17 protein-coding genes are annotated in these 18,446 nt (G+C 71.5%); 8 read left to right on the top strand and 9 right to left on the bottom strand.

Features of this window, described 5'->3' with window-relative positions; translation table 11 throughout:
• Positions 1-175: 175 nt before the first annotated feature.
• Positions 176-2,644 (bottom strand): accessory Sec system translocase SecA2, encoded by a 2,469-nt coding sequence (gene secA2, locus AB0B66_RS11600; protein ID WP_360526796.1) that lies wholly within the window; start codon positions 2,642-2,644, stop codon positions 176-178.
• Between the two features lie 144 nt (positions 2,645-2,788).
• Between secA2 and AB0B66_RS11595 the strand changes: the two genes are divergently transcribed.
• Positions 2,789-3,457, top strand: a complete 669-nt coding sequence (locus AB0B66_RS11595) for a hypothetical protein (protein WP_360526793.1) — start codon at positions 2,789-2,791, stop codon at positions 3,455-3,457.
• Between the two features lie 153 nt (positions 3,458-3,610).
• Positions 3,611-4,162 (top strand): M15 family metallopeptidase, encoded by a 552-nt coding sequence (locus AB0B66_RS11590; RefSeq protein WP_360526790.1) that lies wholly within the window; start codon positions 3,611-3,613, stop codon positions 4,160-4,162.
• A gap of 4 nt (positions 4,163-4,166) precedes the next feature.
• On the opposite strand, the gene AB0B66_RS11585 is transcribed toward AB0B66_RS11590, so the two are convergent.
• The 5 genes from AB0B66_RS11585 to AB0B66_RS11565 form a co-directional block, all read right to left on the bottom strand.
• Positions 4,167-4,886, bottom strand: a complete 720-nt coding sequence (locus AB0B66_RS11585) for a hypothetical protein (RefSeq protein WP_360526787.1) — start codon at positions 4,884-4,886, stop codon at positions 4,167-4,169.
• A 34-nt stretch (positions 4,887-4,920) separates the two neighbouring features.
• A complete protein-coding gene (locus AB0B66_RS11580; RefSeq protein ID WP_360526784.1) occupies positions 4,921-5,865 on the bottom strand; it encodes an acyltransferase domain-containing protein in 945 nt (314 codons plus the stop codon).
• Between the two features lie 170 nt (positions 5,866-6,035).
• The gene (locus AB0B66_RS11575) at positions 6,036-6,905 is read right to left on the bottom strand and encodes an oxidoreductase (RefSeq protein WP_360526781.1); all 870 of its coding nucleotides are present in this window, start codon (positions 6,903-6,905) and stop codon (positions 6,036-6,038) included.
• Between the two features lie 29 nt (positions 6,906-6,934).
• The gene (locus AB0B66_RS11570) at positions 6,935-7,333 is read right to left on the bottom strand and encodes a hypothetical protein (protein ID WP_360526778.1); all 399 of its coding nucleotides are present in this window, start codon (positions 7,331-7,333) and stop codon (positions 6,935-6,937) included.
• A gap of 36 nt (positions 7,334-7,369) precedes the next feature.
• The gene (locus AB0B66_RS11565) at positions 7,370-9,088 is read right to left on the bottom strand and encodes a ricin-type beta-trefoil lectin domain protein (protein WP_360526775.1); all 1,719 of its coding nucleotides are present in this window, start codon (positions 9,086-9,088) and stop codon (positions 7,370-7,372) included.
• Positions 9,089-9,393: 305 nt separating this feature from the next.
• On the opposite strand from AB0B66_RS11565, the gene AB0B66_RS11560 reads away from it, so the two are divergent.
• Positions 9,394-10,143, top strand: a complete 750-nt coding sequence (locus AB0B66_RS11560) for a hypothetical protein (protein ID WP_360526772.1) — start codon at positions 9,394-9,396, stop codon at positions 10,141-10,143.
• A gap of 67 nt (positions 10,144-10,210) precedes the next feature.
• On the opposite strand, the gene AB0B66_RS11555 is transcribed toward AB0B66_RS11560, so the two are convergent.
• Positions 10,211-11,296, bottom strand: a complete 1,086-nt coding sequence (locus AB0B66_RS11555; protein WP_360526769.1) for a DUF1996 domain-containing protein — start codon at positions 11,294-11,296, stop codon at positions 10,211-10,213.
• A 26-nt stretch (positions 11,297-11,322) separates the two neighbouring features.
• Positions 11,323-11,934, bottom strand: a complete 612-nt coding sequence (locus AB0B66_RS11550) for a hypothetical protein (protein ID WP_360526766.1) — start codon at positions 11,932-11,934, stop codon at positions 11,323-11,325.
• Between the two features lie 89 nt (positions 11,935-12,023).
• On the opposite strand from AB0B66_RS11550, the gene AB0B66_RS11545 reads away from it, so the two are divergent.
• From AB0B66_RS11545 to AB0B66_RS11530, 4 genes are all read left to right on the top strand, one after another.
• On the top strand, positions 12,024-12,599 hold the full coding sequence (locus AB0B66_RS11545) for a hypothetical protein (RefSeq protein ID WP_360526763.1): 576 nt from the start codon (positions 12,024-12,026) through the stop codon (positions 12,597-12,599).
• A 79-nt stretch (positions 12,600-12,678) separates the two neighbouring features.
• Complete coding sequence (locus AB0B66_RS11540) at positions 12,679-13,836, top strand: DUF1996 domain-containing protein (protein ID WP_360526760.1); 1,158 nt, start codon at positions 12,679-12,681, stop codon at positions 13,834-13,836.
• Positions 13,837-14,041: 205 nt separating this feature from the next.
• On the top strand, positions 14,042-15,982 hold the full coding sequence (locus AB0B66_RS11535; RefSeq protein ID WP_360526757.1) for a zinc ribbon domain-containing protein: 1,941 nt from the start codon (positions 14,042-14,044) through the stop codon (positions 15,980-15,982).
• Between the two features lie 17 nt (positions 15,983-15,999).
• Positions 16,000-17,040, top strand: a complete 1,041-nt coding sequence (locus tag AB0B66_RS11530) for a magnesium transporter CorA family protein (RefSeq protein ID WP_360526754.1) — start codon at positions 16,000-16,002, stop codon at positions 17,038-17,040.
• Between the two features lie 18 nt (positions 17,041-17,058).
• On the opposite strand, the gene AB0B66_RS11525 is transcribed toward AB0B66_RS11530, so the two are convergent.
• Positions 17,059-17,646, bottom strand: coding sequence for an NADPH-dependent FMN reductase (locus AB0B66_RS11525; protein WP_360526751.1), 588 nt, complete (start codon positions 17,644-17,646; stop codon positions 17,059-17,061).
• Between the two features lie 177 nt (positions 17,647-17,823).
• Between AB0B66_RS11525 and AB0B66_RS11520 the strand changes: the two genes are divergently transcribed.
• Complete coding sequence (locus AB0B66_RS11520; RefSeq protein ID WP_360526748.1) at positions 17,824-18,432, top strand: VOC family protein; 609 nt, start codon at positions 17,824-17,826, stop codon at positions 18,430-18,432.
• Positions 18,433-18,446: the final 14 nt, after the last annotated feature.

Here is an 18,446-nt window from a genome sequence, read left to right as displayed (position 1 = left end):
CACACCTTCCACCGCGGCCGCGGTGCTCCCGGAACTGTGGCGGAGCTGCTCTCGTGCGCCGCCCGTCACCCCAGCGGGTGACGTCTGCCAGGAGGAACGAACAAGTCGACCTTGGGAAACGAACCGAGAACCCTGCTCCCGGCGCGGTCGTCGCACCGGGAGCACGGCCGTGGCGTCAGCGGCGGCCCAGCACCATCTTGGCCAGGTTGGCGAACATGCGCTCCATCTCCGACCCGAACGGGTTGTCGTGCACCATGTACGTCCACGTGGCGCTCGGCCGCTCCAGCCCCGCGTCGGCGGGCGTCCAGTCCGGGCTGTCGATCCGCGCCGCCATGAACGTGTCCGCCGTGTCGGTGTCGACGCCGGCCAGCAGCTTGTTGAACGCGGGCACCGCCAGCCGGTGGAACTCGTCCAGCGGGTCCTGGCGCCCCAGCGCGCGCAGGTGCACGCCGTCGCGGGCGTCGGCCAGCATGCCAAGATGGTCGGCCCAGCCCCGGTCCAGGTGGTACAGCGCGATCTGCCGCGCGACCTCCTCGGCCGCCTCCTTGCCGATCGCCTCCTCGACCTCGGCGAAGCGGTCCGCGACCGTCACCAGCTCCAGCCCCGCGTGGGCCAGGTCGTCGGCGTCGTAGCCGGCGGGCAGGTCGGCTTCGGCGACCGCGTCGAGGTCGGCCGGGAACCGGGTCTTGTCGCCGCGCAGCAGCTCCGCGGCCGCGTCGGTGGTCAGCAGCGCCTTGCGGCGCAGCGCGAGCACCTGCCGCTGCCGCTCGACGAGCACGCCGTACCGCCAGGTGTTGCGGTGGATCTCGAAGTCGACGCCCTCGGCGACGCGCTGCGCGTGCCCGACCGCCCAGTGCACGTGCGGGCCGCTGACCCGCCCGTCGCCGGCGGTCGTGCCGCCGATGCCGTCGCCGTGCCGCACGATCAGCTCGTCCTCGCGGCTGACGAAGAACACCGACCCGCCCGGGTCGCCCTGTCGGCCCGCCCGGCCGCGCAACTGGTCGTCGACGCGGCGGCTGTCGTGCCGGCCCGCGCCGATCACGTACAGGCCGCCCAGCTCGGCGATCGCCGCCCGGTCCTGCTCGTCGCTGCCGCCGAGCCGGATGTCGGTGCCACGGCCGGCCATCTGAGTGGACACGGTGACCGCGCCCCGCCCGCCGGCCTCGGCGATGACCGCCGCCTCGTGCGCGTCGTTCTTGGCGTTCAGCACCGTGCATGTGATGCCGTGCTCGCGCAGGGCCGCGGCCAGCCGCTCCGACTCGGCCACGTCGAGGGTGCCGACCAGCACCGGCCGCCCCGTCTCGTGCGCCGCGGCCACCTCGGCCATCAGCGCCTCTTCCTTCTCCTCGATCGTCGCGTACACCCGGTCGGGCTCGTCGACCCGGACGTTGGGCGTGTTCGGCGGGATGACCGCGACCTCCAGGCGGTAGAACTCGCGCAGCTCGTCGCCGATCGTGGAGGCGGTGCCGGTCATGCCCGCCACCGTCGGGTACAGCGCGATGAACGCCTGCACGGTGATCGAGGCCAGGATCTCACCCTCGTCGGTGGCGGCCAGGCCCTCCTTGGCCTCGACCGCGGCCTGCAGCCCGTCGGGCCAGCGGCGGCGGCGGGCGACCCGGCCCCGGAACTCGTCGACCAGCGCGATCCGGCCGTCCTTGACGATGTAGTCCACGTCCACGGTCAGCAGCGCCCGCGCGTGCAGGGCCAGGTTCACCGCGGTGAGCTTGGACAGGTTGTCCGGCGCGTAGAGGTGGATGCCGCCCCAGGCGCGTTCGACCAGCGCCGCGCCGTGGTCGGTGAGCTGCACGTTGCGGCCGTCGTCGACGACCTCGTAGTCGCGGCCCGGCCGCATCGTCGCCACCAGCGTCGCCGCCGCGCTCGCGTCGGAGGTCGCGTCGGCGAGGCTGCCCGCCAGGACCAGCGGCACCCGCGCCTCGTCGATCAGGATCGAGTCCGCCTCGTCGATGATCACGGTGTAGAGGCCCGGCATGACGGCGTCCTCGGCGCGCAGCACCATCTGGTCGCGCAGGAAGTCGAAGCCCGCCTCGCTCACCGACACGTACGTGACGTCGCAGCGGTACGCGGCCGCGCGCTCGTCGTGGCCCGACGACTCCCCGACGGCGTCGACGGTCAGCCCGAGCATCCGGTATGCCGGGCCCATCCAGCGCGCGTCGCGGTCGGCGAGGTAGTCGTTGACGGTCAGCACCTGCACCCGCGAGCCGCGCACGACGTAACCGAACGCGGCGATGAACGCGGCGAGGGTCTTGCCCTCACCGGTGGCCATCTCCACGACGTTGCCCTGCAGCATCGCCATCGCCCCGAGCAGCTGCACGTCGAACGCGCGCTCGCCGAGGGCGCGGCGGCCGGCCTCGCGGCCCAGCGCGCAGATCTCGGCCAGGTCCTGCTCGTCGATCGGCAGCGGCTCGGCCAGCGTGACGAAGGGCTGCCCGTCCTCGGCTTCGCTGACGAGGTCGCGCAGCGCGAGCGCCCGCTCGGTGAGTTCCGCGTCGGTCAACGCGGTGAGCTCGTCCTCCAGGTCCAGGATGCGCGGCAGGATCGCCTCATAACGGTCCAGACTGACCGTCGTTCCGGGGCGCTCCATGAACGCGCGCAGCTTCTGCTTCAACCGATCACCCAAACCCATGCCCGCAAAGGTACGTCCTCTTCCGCGACACGCCCGCCCCGGACGTGTCATCCGCCGCGTTTAGGCTCGGCGCGTTGCGCGGAGGGCGGGGAGCGATCGATGGATTCGGGTTACCTCTGGGTCGATCACTCGGCCCCTGAACACGTGCGAACGGTGCACGTCGGCGGGCGGGTGCGGCTGCCCGAGGCGCGGCCGCCGTGGCTGGTGGTGTACGAGTCGCCGGGCCGAGTGCTGGTCAACCGCTGGCCCGGACGGCTGTTCGCGGTGCGGATACGGCCCGCGGCGACGGCGGGGGAGCGGGCAGCGCTGGCCGAGGTCACCACCCGGATCCTGCCTGGCGCGGGCTACACCAACGCCATGGCCGTCGACCTCGTCGAGGAGCTGAGCCCGGCGCTGATGTTCGGCACGGACGGCGACGCGGTCATGCGGGTCCTCGACACCGCACGGGACCTGGACGAGCCGTCGGCGCACCGGCTGGCCCGAGCCAGGCACCCCGGCGCGGGAGACGCTTGCCGGGCCGCCTGGCAGCGCTGGCGGGACGAAACCCCGCCCTGCGGCCTCGGGTCGCCGATCGGGTCCGGGTTCGGGCTGCTGCACCGGCTGGTGAGCGACAGCGCCCGCGCCCGCGGGGGACCGGGGGCCTGGGTCGTCGACGGCGAGGGCGAGGAGGAGGCCGCCGAGCCGTGGAAGTCGGCGTACAGTGCGCTGCGCGAGGCAGCCATGGCCTACGGTGCCCCGGACCTGCCAGACAGCGACTCGGGCATGGTCATGGCGGCTGCCTGGATAGAGGTTTACGGCCATATGCCCGATTAGCTGCTACAGGGATGATAAGCGCATTCTTAAGCACCTATCGCCGATGTTAAGAGCATGTGTGGTGATCGGTTCACGTCGTGATAACACACTGCGTGTTGAAGTGATCTCCCGTAAGTCACCGGCTCCCCGTTCCGGTGGCCGGAAGGAGTTCACATGTCCTGCCCATCCCCGCGCCCCTCGCTGGCCAAACGGGTCGGCGTCGGCATCGCCGCCGCCGCGCTGCTGACCGCGATTCCCGCGTACACCGAGATCGCTTCGGCCGACAGCGGCCTCACCGCGAGCGACGGCGCGCTGGACGAGCCGGTGTCGCCGTTCACCGACGGGCACCCCGCCGTCGACAACCTCGACCCCGACCTGCGCCGGGCAATCCGGCAGGCGGCCGCCGACGCCCGCCGCGACGGCGTCGAGGTGCTGATCAACTCCGGCTGGCGCAGCCGCAGCCACCAGCAGCACCTGCTCGACGAAGCCGTCGCGCAGGACGGACCGGAGGAGGCGGGCAAGCGCGTCAACACCCCTGACCGCTCCACCCACGTGACCGGCAAGGCGATCGACGTCGGGCCGCAGCGGGCAGACCGGTGGCTCCAGCGCAACGGCGTCGCCTACGGGCTCTGCCAGGTGTACGCCAACGAGATCTGGCACTTCGAGCTGACGACCGTGCCCGGCCGCCCCTGCCCGCCGCAACTGCCCGACGCGTCCGCAGGCTGACCCGTCAGGCGGTCGCGAGAATGCCGTACCACCAGGTCGCGCGCTCGTCGCCCAGCATGTCGAGCTGCTCGTCGGTGGGGCGGTAGCCGTCGGGCAGCTCCACGGCCGCCGCGCCGCAACGCTCGACGATCTCCCGCAGCCGGGTGACCCGCGGATCGTCCCGCAGCTGCTCGACATCCATCAGGTCGTCGACGAGCATGGCGGGGCCGAGGGCGTACCAGGCCGCGACGAGCCCCGGATCGCCGCGCCGCTCGGCGGCCTCGGCGACTACGGTAACGACGTCGAGCAGCGCGATCCGGGCGGGTGGGACCGCGTCGCGGCCCGTGAGCCGCCCCGCGTCGACCAGCCGCCGCCACAGGGCCGTGCCCGCCTCGCAGTACAGCCACGGCGGGTCGACGTAGCCGTCCGCCAGCCAGTCGTCGTACCCGGCGAAGTCGTCGGCGTCCTCGTCGATCTCGCGCAACGCCTGGAACTCGGTCAGCCCGTCGAAGAACTCGCGACGCAGCGCGTAGTCCGGGTGCTCGTGTGGCGCGAGCCGGTAGGTGTGCCGGCGGCGTAGCAGGATGTCCAGCACTCGGCCCTGGGTGTGGGAGCAGTCGAACCCGGCCTGGAATGCGTACAGCGCCGTGAACCAGTCCCGCAGCCGGTCGTCGTCCTCGGCGTGGCGGGCGTCGAGCACCACGACCGACTCGGCCACCAGATCCTCGATGTCGTGCATGGACATGCCGTCCGCCAATCCGGGTTGTGTCGCGGCCTGCTCAGACGGGGAAACCGCCGCGCCGCCAGCGCCAGTGGCGGCCGGCCTTCAGGTGATCGACGGCCGCGCGTTCGAGCACGGTGCGGCGCGGCAGCTGGTCGAGCGGCGTGGTGATGCTGCGGAAAACGAACCGCAGCACCTCGACGTCGGCGTCGAGCCCCTCCGGCTCCTCGTAGGGCTCCAGCGCGAACCGCTGCTGGAACCGGACGATGTTCGAGTCCTCCGGCAGGTACTCCAGCAGTTGCGGGTCGAGCAGCCACGAGCCGCACGTGAACGCCGTGAAGGTCCGGTCGGGGAAGTGGCGTGGGAAGAACGCGCGGGCCTCGTCCAGCGAGGCCGTGACGGCCTGCGGGGTCATCGGCCCTGACTCGGGGATGTGCAGGCCGATGGTGGTGTCGGCGGGGTGGTACTGCAACCGGCCCAGCTCGTAGATGCTGCCGCGCGCGTGCAGCGTCAGCCACGCCTGCATGACCGGCCAGCCCTCGCGGTTCATCCGCCGGTCGATCGCCAGGTTGCGGCCAAGGTCCGCCAGGGACGTCCACGACACCGCGTCGGCGATGCCGCGCTCTCGGTGGTACCCCCTGACGACGTCCACCAGGGCCAGGTAGGCGTACACGTAGAGGTGCCGCCAGGCGGGCCCCCGGTCGCGCGGCAGCTCTGGACCGGGCGGCAGCCAGTCGTGGCCGCCGAGATCGGCACGGACCAGCGCGATCGAGCGGTCGAGCAGCCAGCGCAGCTCCGGCGTCCACAGTGGGGAGTCCGGATCGGGCCAGCCTTTCATGATCTCGGCGACGTCGTCGGGCCGCACCGCGAGCCGGTCGAGGATCGCGGGCGCGTCGGTCTTGGCGGGCAGCGGGGCCGACGGCCGGTCACCGGCGAGCAGGTGCACGCGCTCGACGTCGGCGACGGGCACTCCTAGCAGCGCGGCGGTGTGCTCCAGATCCACGCGGCCGACCCTACCGGACGGCGGGGCGGCCCCTCCAGGTCGAACCCGGCAGATCCCTGATCATGGGCTGGCCCGGCCGTACCCGCCGGGTGACGGGCGCTGTCCGACCTCCGTCAGTTGGCGATCGCGGCCGACGTCGTCTGCCTGGACTCCGGGAGTCCGTCGAGCAGCTAGGGGCACGGCCGGCCCAGTAGGTCCAAGTCCTCGTCGGTGAGCGTGAGGCTGCCCGCGGCGATGTTCTCCGCCAGGTGCGCGGGCGAGCCGGTGCCGGGGATGAGCAGGATGTTGGGCGAGCGGGCCAGCAGCCAGGCCAGCGCCACCTGCGCGACCGTGGCGTCGTGCCGCGCCGCGACGGTGGTCAGGTGCACGGCGGTCAGCGGCTGGAACCCGCCGACGGGGAAGAACGGCACGTACGCCACGCCCGCCTCCGCGCACGCGTCCACCAGCGGATCGTCCTCGCGATAGGCGATGTTGTACCGGTTCTGGACGCACACGATCGGCGCGATCGTGCGGGCCGTGTCGAACTCGGCGCGGCCGATGTTGGAGATGCCGATGTGCCGGATCAGTCCCTCGTCGCGCAGCTTCATCAGTGTCTCCAGCGGCGCGGCGACGGCGGAGCGGTCATGGCCCCGGTCGCCCATCCGCAGGTTCACCACGTCCAGCCGGTCGACACCGAGGGTGCGCAGGTTCGCCTCCACTCCACGGCGCAGCCCGTCCGGGGTGAGCCCGGTGTGCTCCGACGGCTGCAGGGCGATGTCCGAGCCTTCGACCAGTGCGCCGACCTTGGTCACCAGGACCAGATCCGCAGGGTACGGGTGCAGCGCCGTCCTGATCAGCTCGTTGGCCGCGACGCCGTCGCGGGCGTAGTAGTGCGAGGTGTCGATGTGGTTCACGCCCAGCTCGACGGCCTGCCGCAGGATCGCCAGCGCGGTCTCGCGCTCGGGCCGCCCGCCCTGCGGCCAGCCGGTCAGCTTCATCGCGCCGTACCCGACGCGGCCGACGTCGAGATCCCCACCCAGTTTCCAGCCCGTCTTCGCCATGATCTTGATCCTAGTGGTGGGTGATCCGGTCACAGGTTCCTGATGTTGCCGTGCTGGATGCAGATGTCACGATCGCCCTGGGTCCGGATCTCCTGGACGACGGGGGTTCCCGTCGTGCGGGTCACCTGGACCCGGTACACCCGGCCGTGCCCGTCGACCGGCGACGACCAGGCGACCGACGACTCGATCTCGTAGGAGCGGACCGGATTCTCCTGCTCCGAGGCGTCGAACTCGCCGCGCTCGACGCCGGTCTCGTCGGTGCAGATCAGCGCATGGGCGGCGGCGTGGTCGCCGTGGACCAGGGCGTCGAGGTAGTTGCGCACGGCGCGCTCGGAAGCCGTCCCGTCGTCCGCCGAACCGATCACGCCGCACGCGCTCACCAACCCGGTCGCCACCAGCGCGAGCGCGATTGCACTACGGTTGATCACGACGGGCATCATGCCACCGGCGGACACTGCCGCGGTTCAGGGCGTGCTCCAGCGCTGGTTCGCCTGGTAGTTCGGGTTGCAGGTCCAGATCTGCAGCCGGGTGCCGTCGGCGCTGGTCTGGTCCCTGGCGTCCAGGCACTTGCCGGAGGCGGGGTTGACCAGGTGGCGGGTGGCGCCGTCGTACACCCAACGCTGGCGCGCCAAGCCGGATCCGCACGACCAGAGCTGCACCGACGTGCCGTCGTCGGCGTCGCCGTCGGTCACTTCGAGGCACTTGCCCAGCGCCCGCACGGTGCCGTCGGCGCGCATGGTCCAGGTCTGGGCAGCGGTGCCGTTGCAGGTGTAGATCACGATCGGGGTGCCGTCGGCGCGGCTGGCGCCGGCGACGTCGGCGCACTTGCCGCCGATGCCGGTGATCTCACCGACGCGGTTCGCTGCCGGAGGTGCGGCCGGTTGACCGGTGTTCCCGGCGGGCGAAGCGCTCGGCACCGGCGATCGCGAGGGCGCGCCGGACGGCTGACCGGAACCGGTCGGCGCCGTGGTCGCGGCAGGTGACGGGTGCGCGGACGGTGCCGGGCGGGCCTTCGGCGAGGCCTGTTCGGTTCCGGTCGGCGCGGCCTCGGCGGCGTTGGCGAACGTGGTGTCGGGCAGGTCCGGGTCGCGCCAGGTCATCGCGCCGACACCCGCTCCGAGCAGCAGGATGAATGCCACGGCCCCCAGTAGCGCCACCCGCGGCCAGGGGCGGCGGGTGGCGCCGGACGGCATCGGCGGCACGTCGCCGGTCGTGGCGACGCCGGTCTCGGCGGCGGTGTGCGGCTCGTCGGCGGGCGAGTGGCTCATCGTCGGCAGCGGTGTGGGTGCGGCCCATGATGGCCCGTCGGGAACGGCGGCCTCGGCAGCCGGCCTGTCGGCTGTGGGGGAGTCGTGGCGGGCCGGGTCGAGCGCGGCACGCAGCAGCGCCTCGGCCCGCTCGGCGTCCACGCGCTGGTCCGGGTCCTTCTGCAGCAGGCCTTCCAGTGCCGGTGTCAGTGCTCCCGCCCGCGTCGGGCGCGGCGGCGGTTCGGTCACCAGCGCGGCGATCGTCGCCGCGGGCGACGGCCGGTCGAAGACCAGCCTGCCTTCGACTGCCGTGAACAGGGTCGCACCCAGCGCCCACAGGTCGGCGGCCGGGCCGCCACGGTCGCCCTCGACGCGTTCGGGGGCGAGGTAGGCGGGCGAGCCCACGACGATGCCGGTGCGCGTGACCGTCGCGTCCGCCGACTGGTGCGTGGCCAGGCCGAAGTCGGTCAGCAGCACCCGCCCGTCCTCGGCGAGCAGCACGTTGGCGGGCTTGACGTCCCGGTGCAGGATGCCCGCCTGATGCGCCGCGTTCAGCGCGCTCAGCAGGGCGAGTCCGATTTCCGCCGCCCGCCGGACGGGGATCGGCCCGTCGGAGGCGAGCACCTGGTGCAGGGATCTCGCCCGGACAAGTTCCATCACGATCCAGGGTTCTCCCTCGTGCGGGATCACGTCGTGGACCTGGATCACGTTCGGGTGGCTCAGCTGCGCCACGGCCCGTGCCTCGCGCAGGCTGCGTTCACGGGTGGTCTTGCGCTCCTCCTCGGTCAGGTGGGCCGGCGCGAGCAGTTCCTTGATCGCCACGAACCGTTGGAGGTACTCGTCCCGGGCCCGCCAGACGCGGCCCTGCCCGCCCTGACCGATGACGTCGAGGAGCTGATATCGATAGGCCAGCAATTTCTTGGATGAGTCGTGCACCGCGGAAGAATACACGCGGTGAATGATGCCTCCACCTGCTGTCCACCGTCCCTATAGAAGGCTGGGACGTGCACTGATGAACGCCGGGTAAACAGTGTTCGAGCGCTTGCCAGCTGCTACAACGAGCGCCATTGATAGCCTGAATCAGCGTTCGGATAGGGGGCTGCCGATCGCCGCATTCGCTGTGTCGACGCATCGTGGTCAGGTGAGTGCGCCGGCGGTGGGGCGCGGTCGTGGCCCCGGCGGCGCGGCGGTAGGCGGGTCCGCGACAATGCTGGCTTTGAGCGCCGTCAAGGAGATGTCGTATGGGTCCGAACAAGACCGTGCCGAGCAAGCCGTCCCGGCTCAAGGTGTCCACCAGGAGAGTCACGGCGATGTGGGCCACCTGTGTCGTCATCGGAGCAGGGCTCGGCTGGGCGCTGCGCGCCGTGTCGGAGTGGGCCGCGTCCGTCGACGGCATGCCGCTGCGTGACTGGATCTCGGTGCTCGCGAAGGTGCCCGACCCGTACGGGACCGTGCTCTGCGTGCTGCTCGGCGTGGCGTTCGGCGCGGAGGTGGCCCGGCGCACGCTGAAGGACTCGGTGGCGGTGTCCGTACAGCCGGATCTGGTCATCTGGCGGGCCGGCAAGCAGACCCGCCGGATCGCCCGCGCCGAGATCTCGGCCGTCTACCTGGACGGCTTCGACGACCTCGTGTTCCTTGGCGCCGACACCGGGGAACTGGCCAGGGCGAACAACAATCTGGACGAGGACGCGGTGAAGGAGGCGTTCCTGCGCCACGGGTACCCGTTCTTCGACGCCGATCCGCACCTGGAGCAGTACATGCGCTGGGTCGAAGACCTGCCCGAGTTGTCCGCGACGGCCAACGCCCTGCTGAAGGCACGCCAGAAGGCGCTGGAGGAGAACGCCGCCGACGACGCGGCCGAACTCCGCGCCGACCTGACCAAGCTCGGCGTGATCGTCCGGCAGAACGACGACCGGCAGTTCTACCGCCTCGTCGCCAAACCGGCCACGGCCGAGGGCGGGGCCGCGCCGGCCGACAAGGTGCCGGTGTAACCGCGTAGCCGGCTGTGGCCGCCGTCCGTCGGAGACCGACGGCGGCCACGCCATTGCGCGCCGCGGGTCAGAAGCCGCCGGCGGCGTTGCACTTGACGCCCTGGTCGAGGCAGTTGCGTACGCGGGCGGCGAGCGCCTCCTCGTCCCAGCCGTTGAAGAAGTCGGCGTGCATGGAGAACGAGTTGCCCGACGACAGCGTGATGCCGTCGGTTTTCGCGCTCAGCGGCTTGTACGAGATCACGAACGACACCGACGGGATCGGCACCGGGTGGCTGCGCGGGCACACGCCCGTGTGCAGCGCGCCGGACATGTGCGCCTTGTGGTCGGGGCTGTCCAGGTGCTTGCCGTCCCAGCAGTCCGGGAAGGTGATCTGCCGGACGATGTGCGCGGTGGACGCGCAGACCGGGAAGACCCCGTCGGAGGACCGGCCGACCTCGCCGCCGATGCCCGCGCACCAGAACCGGTTGCCGTTCGGGTCAGACGTCTTCTTCGCGTCGCCTTCGACCATTCGCAGCCCGTACGGGAACGGCTGGGTCTTGGCGGGGTCCTTCAGCCGTGAGCCGTAGTAGACGGTGATCTCGTCCGGGTCGATCACGCGGCCGTTCTGGAACAGCGTCGGGATCCAGTACCCGGACCGGTCCTGCTTGGGGTTGCAGGTGGTCGCGCCGGAACGCAGCGACGCGGCGGTGGTGTGGCTGTCGGTGGTCTTGTTGCCCCAGAACGTGTGGTTGTGCGACGCGCCGGGCAGGCCGGGGAAGACGATCGGATCGTCGTCGCCGTGGTGGCTGACCGTGCAGGTGGCGTGGAACTCGGGGACCTTCACCGGCTTGCCGGTCACCGTGCGCGGCTTGCGGGCGAAGAACGCCGCGGTGCGGGCCTTCTGCTCGTCGGGGTCGACGGCGATCCAGCCCGGCTTGGCCGGCTTGGGCGAGGCTTTCGCCGACGGGGAGCCCGCCGGTGTCGCGGCAGGCGACGTCGCCGCGGCGGGTCCGGTCGCGGCCGCTTCGGGTGCGGAAGCCTCGCCGGTGTCGGCGACGATGAACGAGACCACCGCGATCGCCAGCACGACCGGCACCGCGATCAGGATCGGGCCGAGGCGGCCGAGCCTGGACGCCCGTCCAGCAGGATTCAGGGCCGGTTGTTCAGTACGCACAGAGGTCCTCCTGCGGTTGGGTGCGCCTAGGCCGGATGGCTGCTGAGGAATCCGATCGCCATCGCGCCCCACCAGCCGCCCTGGGACACCAGCGCGGCCAGCACCGAGCGCAGCAGCAGCAACCGGGGAACGGGCCCGGTGAACGCGGCGATCCTGCGGTGCAGCGCGGAGGCCTGGACCCCGTTGAGCGCCACGAGCAGCACCAGCAGCAGCTTGATCTGGGTGAGGGTCGAACCGAGGTCCGGCCGCAGCAGCCCGCCGCTGGCCGCCATGCCGGCCAGGCCCAGCCAGATCAGCAGGTTCACCTGGTCGGCCACGGCCAGCACCTGCCGCAGCTGGCACCGGCGCAGCAGCCACTTCAGGGCGATCCAGTCGACGGCGACCACCGCGCCGAACCCGACGACCAGGCACGACAGGTGCACGAACAGCGCCACCCGGTGCAGCGCCGGGTTCACCGGCACCAGGGTCGACTCCGCGAGCACCGCCAGCCACGTCACGATGATCACGATGGCGACCAGGCCCGGCGACGGCGACTGCCCGCCGGTCAGCCTGGCCCGCAGACCGGGCCGGTGGCGGCCGCGGACGTCCGGCGGCGGCTGCTCGCCGGTCGCCGGATCGCTGCGCGTCGGGGCGTTCACGGAGGCCATCTTGCACGGTCACCGACCGACCCGGAACGTCGGGTGGTTCCGCGTCCGCGACCTGGTCTGCAGGCAGTAGGGTGCCGCACATGTTCGGTCGTGCGAAGCCGTCGCCGCTGCCCTACCCCCAGGCGTCCCCGCAAGGGTTGGCGGCCCGCTGGTTGCGGTGGGCGGCTTCGATTCCGGCGTGGCGGACGCCGCTCGGCGACCGCGCCGAGTACTACGCCACGAACCAGCCCAAGGATGTGTGGTTCCTCGCCGGACAGTTCGGTGACGCGGGTGACGATCCCGAGAACTTCCGGCGGGTGACCGTTCCGGCAGGCCTGCCGATCTTTCTGCCGATCTGGTGGGCGTACGGGACGGACGACGCCCCGCAGGGCAGGCCCGCCGACGCCGGGGTCGCGTACGCCACCCTGGAGAACGACGAGGAGATCGACCTGCCGATCCTCGAAGTGGTCTGCCGTCGCAAGTTCACCGTCGACGGCGTCTTCGGCAATCCGATCACGACCACCGGCCGGTCCCGGGACATGTGGATGTGGGCAAACTGCGTGCTGCTCACCGGCCTCACCCCGGGCCGGCATCGGCTGATCACGTCACGCGCGCACGTCTCCGAGGAGCGTCCGGACGCGGCCGCCTTCGTCTACCTCATCACGATCCGCGGCTGACCCGTCCGGAGACATCGTGTTCACCGGGCGCGGTTACCATGCCAGCGGCCCGAGATCGCCTTGCCTGCCAGGAGTCAGCGTGTCGTACCAGACGATCGACGGGTCCGGACCGGACCCGCAGCCCGGTTCCGGCCTGCTTGGCCGGCTGGCCCGCAACCGGCGCAACGTCCTCGTCGTCGCCGCCGGTCTGGCCGTCGTGACCGCCGTGGCGGCGGGTGCAGTGTTCGCGGCCGGCGAACCGGAACCGTCGAACGCGGCCGAAAGCCCCGCGCTGACCGCGTCGCCGGTCGCGCCGACCGGTTCGGCGGCGAGCCCGCCGTCACCGAGTGCGGCCGCGCCGAAGGCGCCCAAGCCCGGCTGGGTGCCCGTCGACCAGGCGGCCTGGCAGGCGCAGGTCGACGCGTACCGGGCGAGGAAGGTCGATCCGGTCCCGGCCGGGGTCGGCAACCTGCCGGAGTTCCGGGCCGACTGCAAGTACAGCCATTCGCTGCCCGACGACCCGATCGTCGCCCCCGGGCTGCCGGGCGCCTCGCACATGCACTCGTTCGTCGGCAACAAGGCCGTCGACGCGCAGACCAAGGCCGCCGACCTGATGAAGTTCACGGCGACCACCTGCAAGCCGGTCGAGGACCACTCCTCGTACTGGGTGCCGACGCTCTACGACAACGCGACCGGCAAGCCGGTCGAGACGACGGGCTTCCGGGTCTACTACCGCTCGCTGATGAACACCTCGGCGAACCAGCTGCCGATGCCCAACGGCCTGCGCATGATCGTCGGTGACGCCAAGAAGAAGAAGCCGACCCCGCGCGGGGCGGGCGGCCAGTTCTTCTGCGCCTACTACGGCCCCGGTGACGTCGACGGCGTGGCCCGCAGCGGCAACGGCAACTGGCCGGTCTGCGACGGCAAGGCGACGCTGCACTACATCATGCAGTTCCCGGACTGCTGGGACGGCAAGCACCTGGACAGCCCCGACCACAAGGCGCACGTGTCGTTCGGCCGCGGCAACGCCTGCCCGCGCAGCCACCCGGTGAAGATCCCGGCGATCACCTTCGACATCGCGTACGGCTCGCAGGGCAGCGCGGCGGGTTTCTACCTGTCCTCCGACAAGGACGGCAAGAGCGCCTCGTCGATGCACGGCGACGCGTTCGTGATGTGGGACGTCGACGCCATGAACAAGCGCACGAAGAACTGCGTCCAGCAGCGCCGGACCTGCGACAACTTCGGCTATCAGCAGTGAGGCGCCGGTGGGCGACCGCCCTCGGTGACCGGCCCGCTCGCCTAGGCTGTGAACTGTTGGTCGTGTTACCTAAGCGTGACTGCATTTCGGTTCGCTCTGGTGGCGGTGTGGCCGGGCGTTGGCCGTAGGTGGCGGTTGTGTCAGGGGCGGGTCGTAGGCTCATGACCGTCCTGATTGGCCGGTGCTTGGGGGTGTAGTGGTGGCGGTGAGTCAACTCACCGCGACCGCGACTTGTGCGGCGATGTCGGCGACGGTCGAAACAGACGGCCAGCGGGTCGGTGAGCGGGTCCTGGCCGTGCGGGTCGGTTGGCTGGCCGGCCTGGTCGGGCAGATGGCCGCGCAGATCGTGGCCGAACACTGGACCGGTGCCGACCTGGCGATGTTGGCTGCTGGTGTCGGCCCGGACGGGCGGGCGCTACCGGTCAAGGGCTGGACGGCGTTGCGGCGGCTGGGCTGGACGGCGCCCGTGCCTGACGGGGTGTATGTCAGCGATCGGGTGCGCCGGTGTGCGCAGGAGCAGGCCGCCCGCGCCCTGCGCCTGGCGGTGTACCGCCGCGAGGTCCTGCAGGCGATCGTCGCGACCTGGCCCGCCGACGGCACACGCGCCGACACCGACTGGCGGGCGCTGCGTGAGCTGCTGCCCGCAGGGGTGACCAGCGCGGTGGTAGCCGACCGCACCCGCCAGGTCCGCGCCTACCAGCACACCGAAGGCCGGTTGCCCGGCGACCTGACCGACCTGGAGAACGCGCCGACGGTCGCGGCGCAGGTGTTGCTGGCCGCCGCCGACAGGCAACTGACCAGCATCGGCCGCGACGGGCCGGGCCGGGCCGTGCTGCGGGTGCAGCTGCCACTGACGGCCCGGCCCGGGTCACCGGCCGACTGGGCCTGGCACGCCCTGCCCCTCACCCTGCCCCCGCACGTGCCCGACCACGCCAGGCTGTGCGCCCCGACCCTGCGCATCACCGCGCACCGGGTACGCGTCGACCTACCCCACCGTGTTCCGGTCGCGCCCGCGCCCGCCCGCGGGCACCGGGTCGCGCTCGGCCTGGACTGGGGGGTCAACACCCTGCTGACCGGAACCGTCGGAAGGTTGACCGACACCGGCCGGGTCGTCACCGACGGTCGGATGCTGCGCTACGACGCCACCGCGATCTCCGCCAAACTTCACCGGCTGCGCCGACACCGCGAACGCCTCGCCGCCAAACGCGACCACCACACCGCCCTGACCGCCGGGCTGCCCGACGGCGGCCCGCGCGCCGGGCATCTGACGGCGCTGGCGGCACGCGCTGCCGCCGAGCATGAGCGGGTCTGTGCCCGCATCCGGCACCTCAACAAGACACTTGCGTGGTCGGCCGGCCGCTGGACCGTGGACCAGGCACAGGCCCTGCACGCCGGCGTGGTCTACGTCGAAGACCTGGCCACACTGCAGGCCCACGGCCGGCGCAAAGGCAACGCACGGCTGTCCGGGCAGGTCCGCGGACAGGTCATCGACGCGATCGTGCACCTGGCCGCCAAAGCCGGCATCGCGGTCGTGACCGTACCCGCCCGCGGCACCAGCCGCTACTGCCCCCGCTGCGGACAGGGCCGCACCGAACTGACCCACACCCCGGCGCCCGACCGGCCCGGCGAGCGGGGCTGGAAGTGGGCGATCTGCCCAGGCTGCAACCTGTCGACCGACCGCGACCACGCCGCGTCCATGCGCATCACCGCCCGCGGCCTACTCGCCCAGCACCACGTCCGCACCGACCGCACCACCGGCCGGCACCACATCACCAACGTGGTCGAAGGCGACGTCGCGACCGTACGACGCCCCACCACAACTGTCACCACGCGTGGGAGCAAGACCCGCCCCACCCCGAAACAACACTCAGTCAGCAGACTCTCCCACCGTGTGCCCGACCGGCGCACGGCCCCCGCCCCGCCTTCGGGTGGCCAGCGTCCGGCGGGGCAGGCACCCAAGAACCACCACCGGACGGTGGCGGCGTCAGGACCTGCACACGATCACCTGAAACCCCAGCACCTTCGGACCGGCTTCCACCACGTCCGCGCCACTCCCGTCATCACCCTCACCGGCGACTACGGACCTGGCACGACACGGCCACGCCCACACCCGAAACGCCCGAAACACACAGGCAAACACAGGTAATCAGAGACGCTGGAGGCGTGGTCGGGGACGGCGGGGTCGTCGCGGGCCCCGGCGGCGACCGTGATGCTCCGGAGCCGGTGCGGCTCGCGAGGTCACGGCTGTACCGCGACGGCGTGTGCACGCTCGCGGACTTCCCGGTCGACGACGTCGCCGAGCACCTGGCCGACCCGGCGGCGGTGCTCTGGCTGGACCTGTACCGGCCGAGCGCCGAGGACCTCGGAATGCTGGAGACCGACATCGGGCTGCACGAGCTGGCGATCGGGGAGTGCCTGGACAAGGGGCAGCGCCCGAGCCTCAACCGCTACCCCGAGCATCTGGCCCTGGACGCGTACGGGGCCGCCCTCGACCCTGACACCTCGTCGCTGACGCTGTACGAGATCGCCGTCTTCTGCACCGACCGCGTGCTGATCACGATCCGCAAGGACTGCGGCCTCGACCTTGATCCGGTCATCGCGGGCTGGGACGCCGCGCCCGGGCTGACCCGCCACGGCGTCGCCTACCTGCTCTACGGCCTGCTCGATCACATAGTCAACGGCCAGTTCCAGGCGGTGCGCCAACTCGACGAGGCCGTCGACGACCTCGAGGAGCAGCTGTTCGGCGCCCGCGGGTCCGCGGTGCGGCCCGCGCAGCAGCGGCTGTTCCAGCTGCGCCGCGACCTGATCGCGCTGCGCCGGGTGGTCAAGCCGATGGAGGAGGTCGTCGAGTCGCTGCTGAACCAGGACGTGCTCGCGATCGACGATGCCGTGTCGCCGTACTACCAGAAGCTCTACGACCACGCGATGCGCGCGGCCGACTGGACCGACGCCCTGCACGACCTCGCCGCCACCACCGTGCAGACCAACCTGATCACCCAGGCGAACCACCTGAACATGATCATGAAGAAGGTGACCAGCTGGGCGGCCATCATCGCGGTGCCGACGGCGATCACCGGGTTCTACGGGCAGAACGTTCCTTTTCCCGGCTACGGCAGCGCGTGGGGCGTGTTCGTCTCGACGGCCCTCATCGCGATCCTGTCCGTCCTGCTCTACACCGTCTTCAAGCGCAAGGACTGGCTCTGAGCCGACCCGCGCCGGGCCTCACTGCGGCTGCTCGTGGCCCTGGCGGGGGAGCACCGACAGCACGCGCACGATGTGGTCGCGGAACTCGGCCATGTAGTCCGACAGGAACGTGCGCACCGCGTCGTCGACGACTTCGCCGTTGCCGGGGAACAGCGTCTGGTTGAACTGGATGTACGCCTCGGGCGCGGTCATCTGCCGGGCGTTGCAAAAGCTCAGCACGCCGCGCAGCGCCTGCTGGGCCAGCGCGGTGCCGATCTGGCCGATGGAAGCGCCGATGACCGCCGCCGGGATGTGGTCGAACGAGTTCTTGCCCCACGGCCGCGAGGCCCAGTCGATCGCGTTCTTCAATGCGCCCGGGATCGACCGATTGTACTCGGGCGTGACGAACAGGATCGCCTGGGAGCGGTGGATGGCGTCCTTGAGCGCCACCGCCTCGGGCGGGTAGTTCGCGTCGTGATCCGGGCTGTACAGCGGCAGGTTGCCGATCGGGATCTCGGTGAACTCCAGCTCCTCCGGCGCGAGCCGGATCAGCACCCGGGACAGCTCCCGGTTCACCGACGTCGACGACAGGCTCCCGATGAAGTATCCGACCTTGTACGTGGTCATGGCACAGCCTCCTGGCTAACGGTTCCTCCGGCCTGCATACCTCCACCCGGGCCCCGCCGTACGCGGTTCCGCGCAGTTCGCCCGGGTAGCACGTTGGATTGGGCCGATAAGGCACGGCAAATACGTTTCGCCAGTATCGTCGAGGACGAGAAACCGCCGTGGTCTTGGGAGGAAGCGATGGGCACGACACCTGGTGTCGCCGACGTCGACATGAAGCTCGAAGTCGTGGTGGTCCCGGTCTCCGACATCCCTCGGGCGGAGGAGTTCTACGGGCGGCTGGGCTGGCGCTCGGATCAGACCCCGCCGGGATCGGGTGTCATCCAGCTGACGCCGCACGGCTCGCAGTGCTCGGTCCACTTCGGCACGAACCTGACCACGGCCGCACCCGGGTCGGCCCGGTCGTTCCTGATCGTCGCCGACATCGAGCAGGCCCATGATGCGATCGCCGCCGCCGGTGTCCAGATCAGCGACGTCTTCCACCTCGGCCCGGACGGCCCGATCAAGGGCCCGGACCCCGCTCGCGGCACGTACGCCTCGCGGGCCGAGTTCGCCGACCCCGACGGCAACACCTGGGTGCTGCAGGAGATCACCAACCGGCTGCCCGGCCGCGTCGACCCGGGCGCGACGCAGTTCACCTCCACGACGGACCTGGCGACCGCGATGCGCCGCGCTTCGGTGGCCCATGGCGAGCACGAGAAGCGCCTCGGCGCGGCCGACCCCGACTGGCCCGACTGGTACGCGGCGTACATGGTGGCCGAGGCGTCGGGCGCACCGCTGCCGCAATGACCCGGCCCGGCCGT

Source organism: Catellatospora sp. NPDC049111, from assembly GCF_040648615.1.
GTDB classification, from domain to species: Bacteria; Actinomycetota; Actinomycetes; order Mycobacteriales; family Micromonosporaceae; genus Catellatospora; species Catellatospora aurea.
This window is presented reverse-complemented; position numbering and strand designations above follow the sequence as displayed.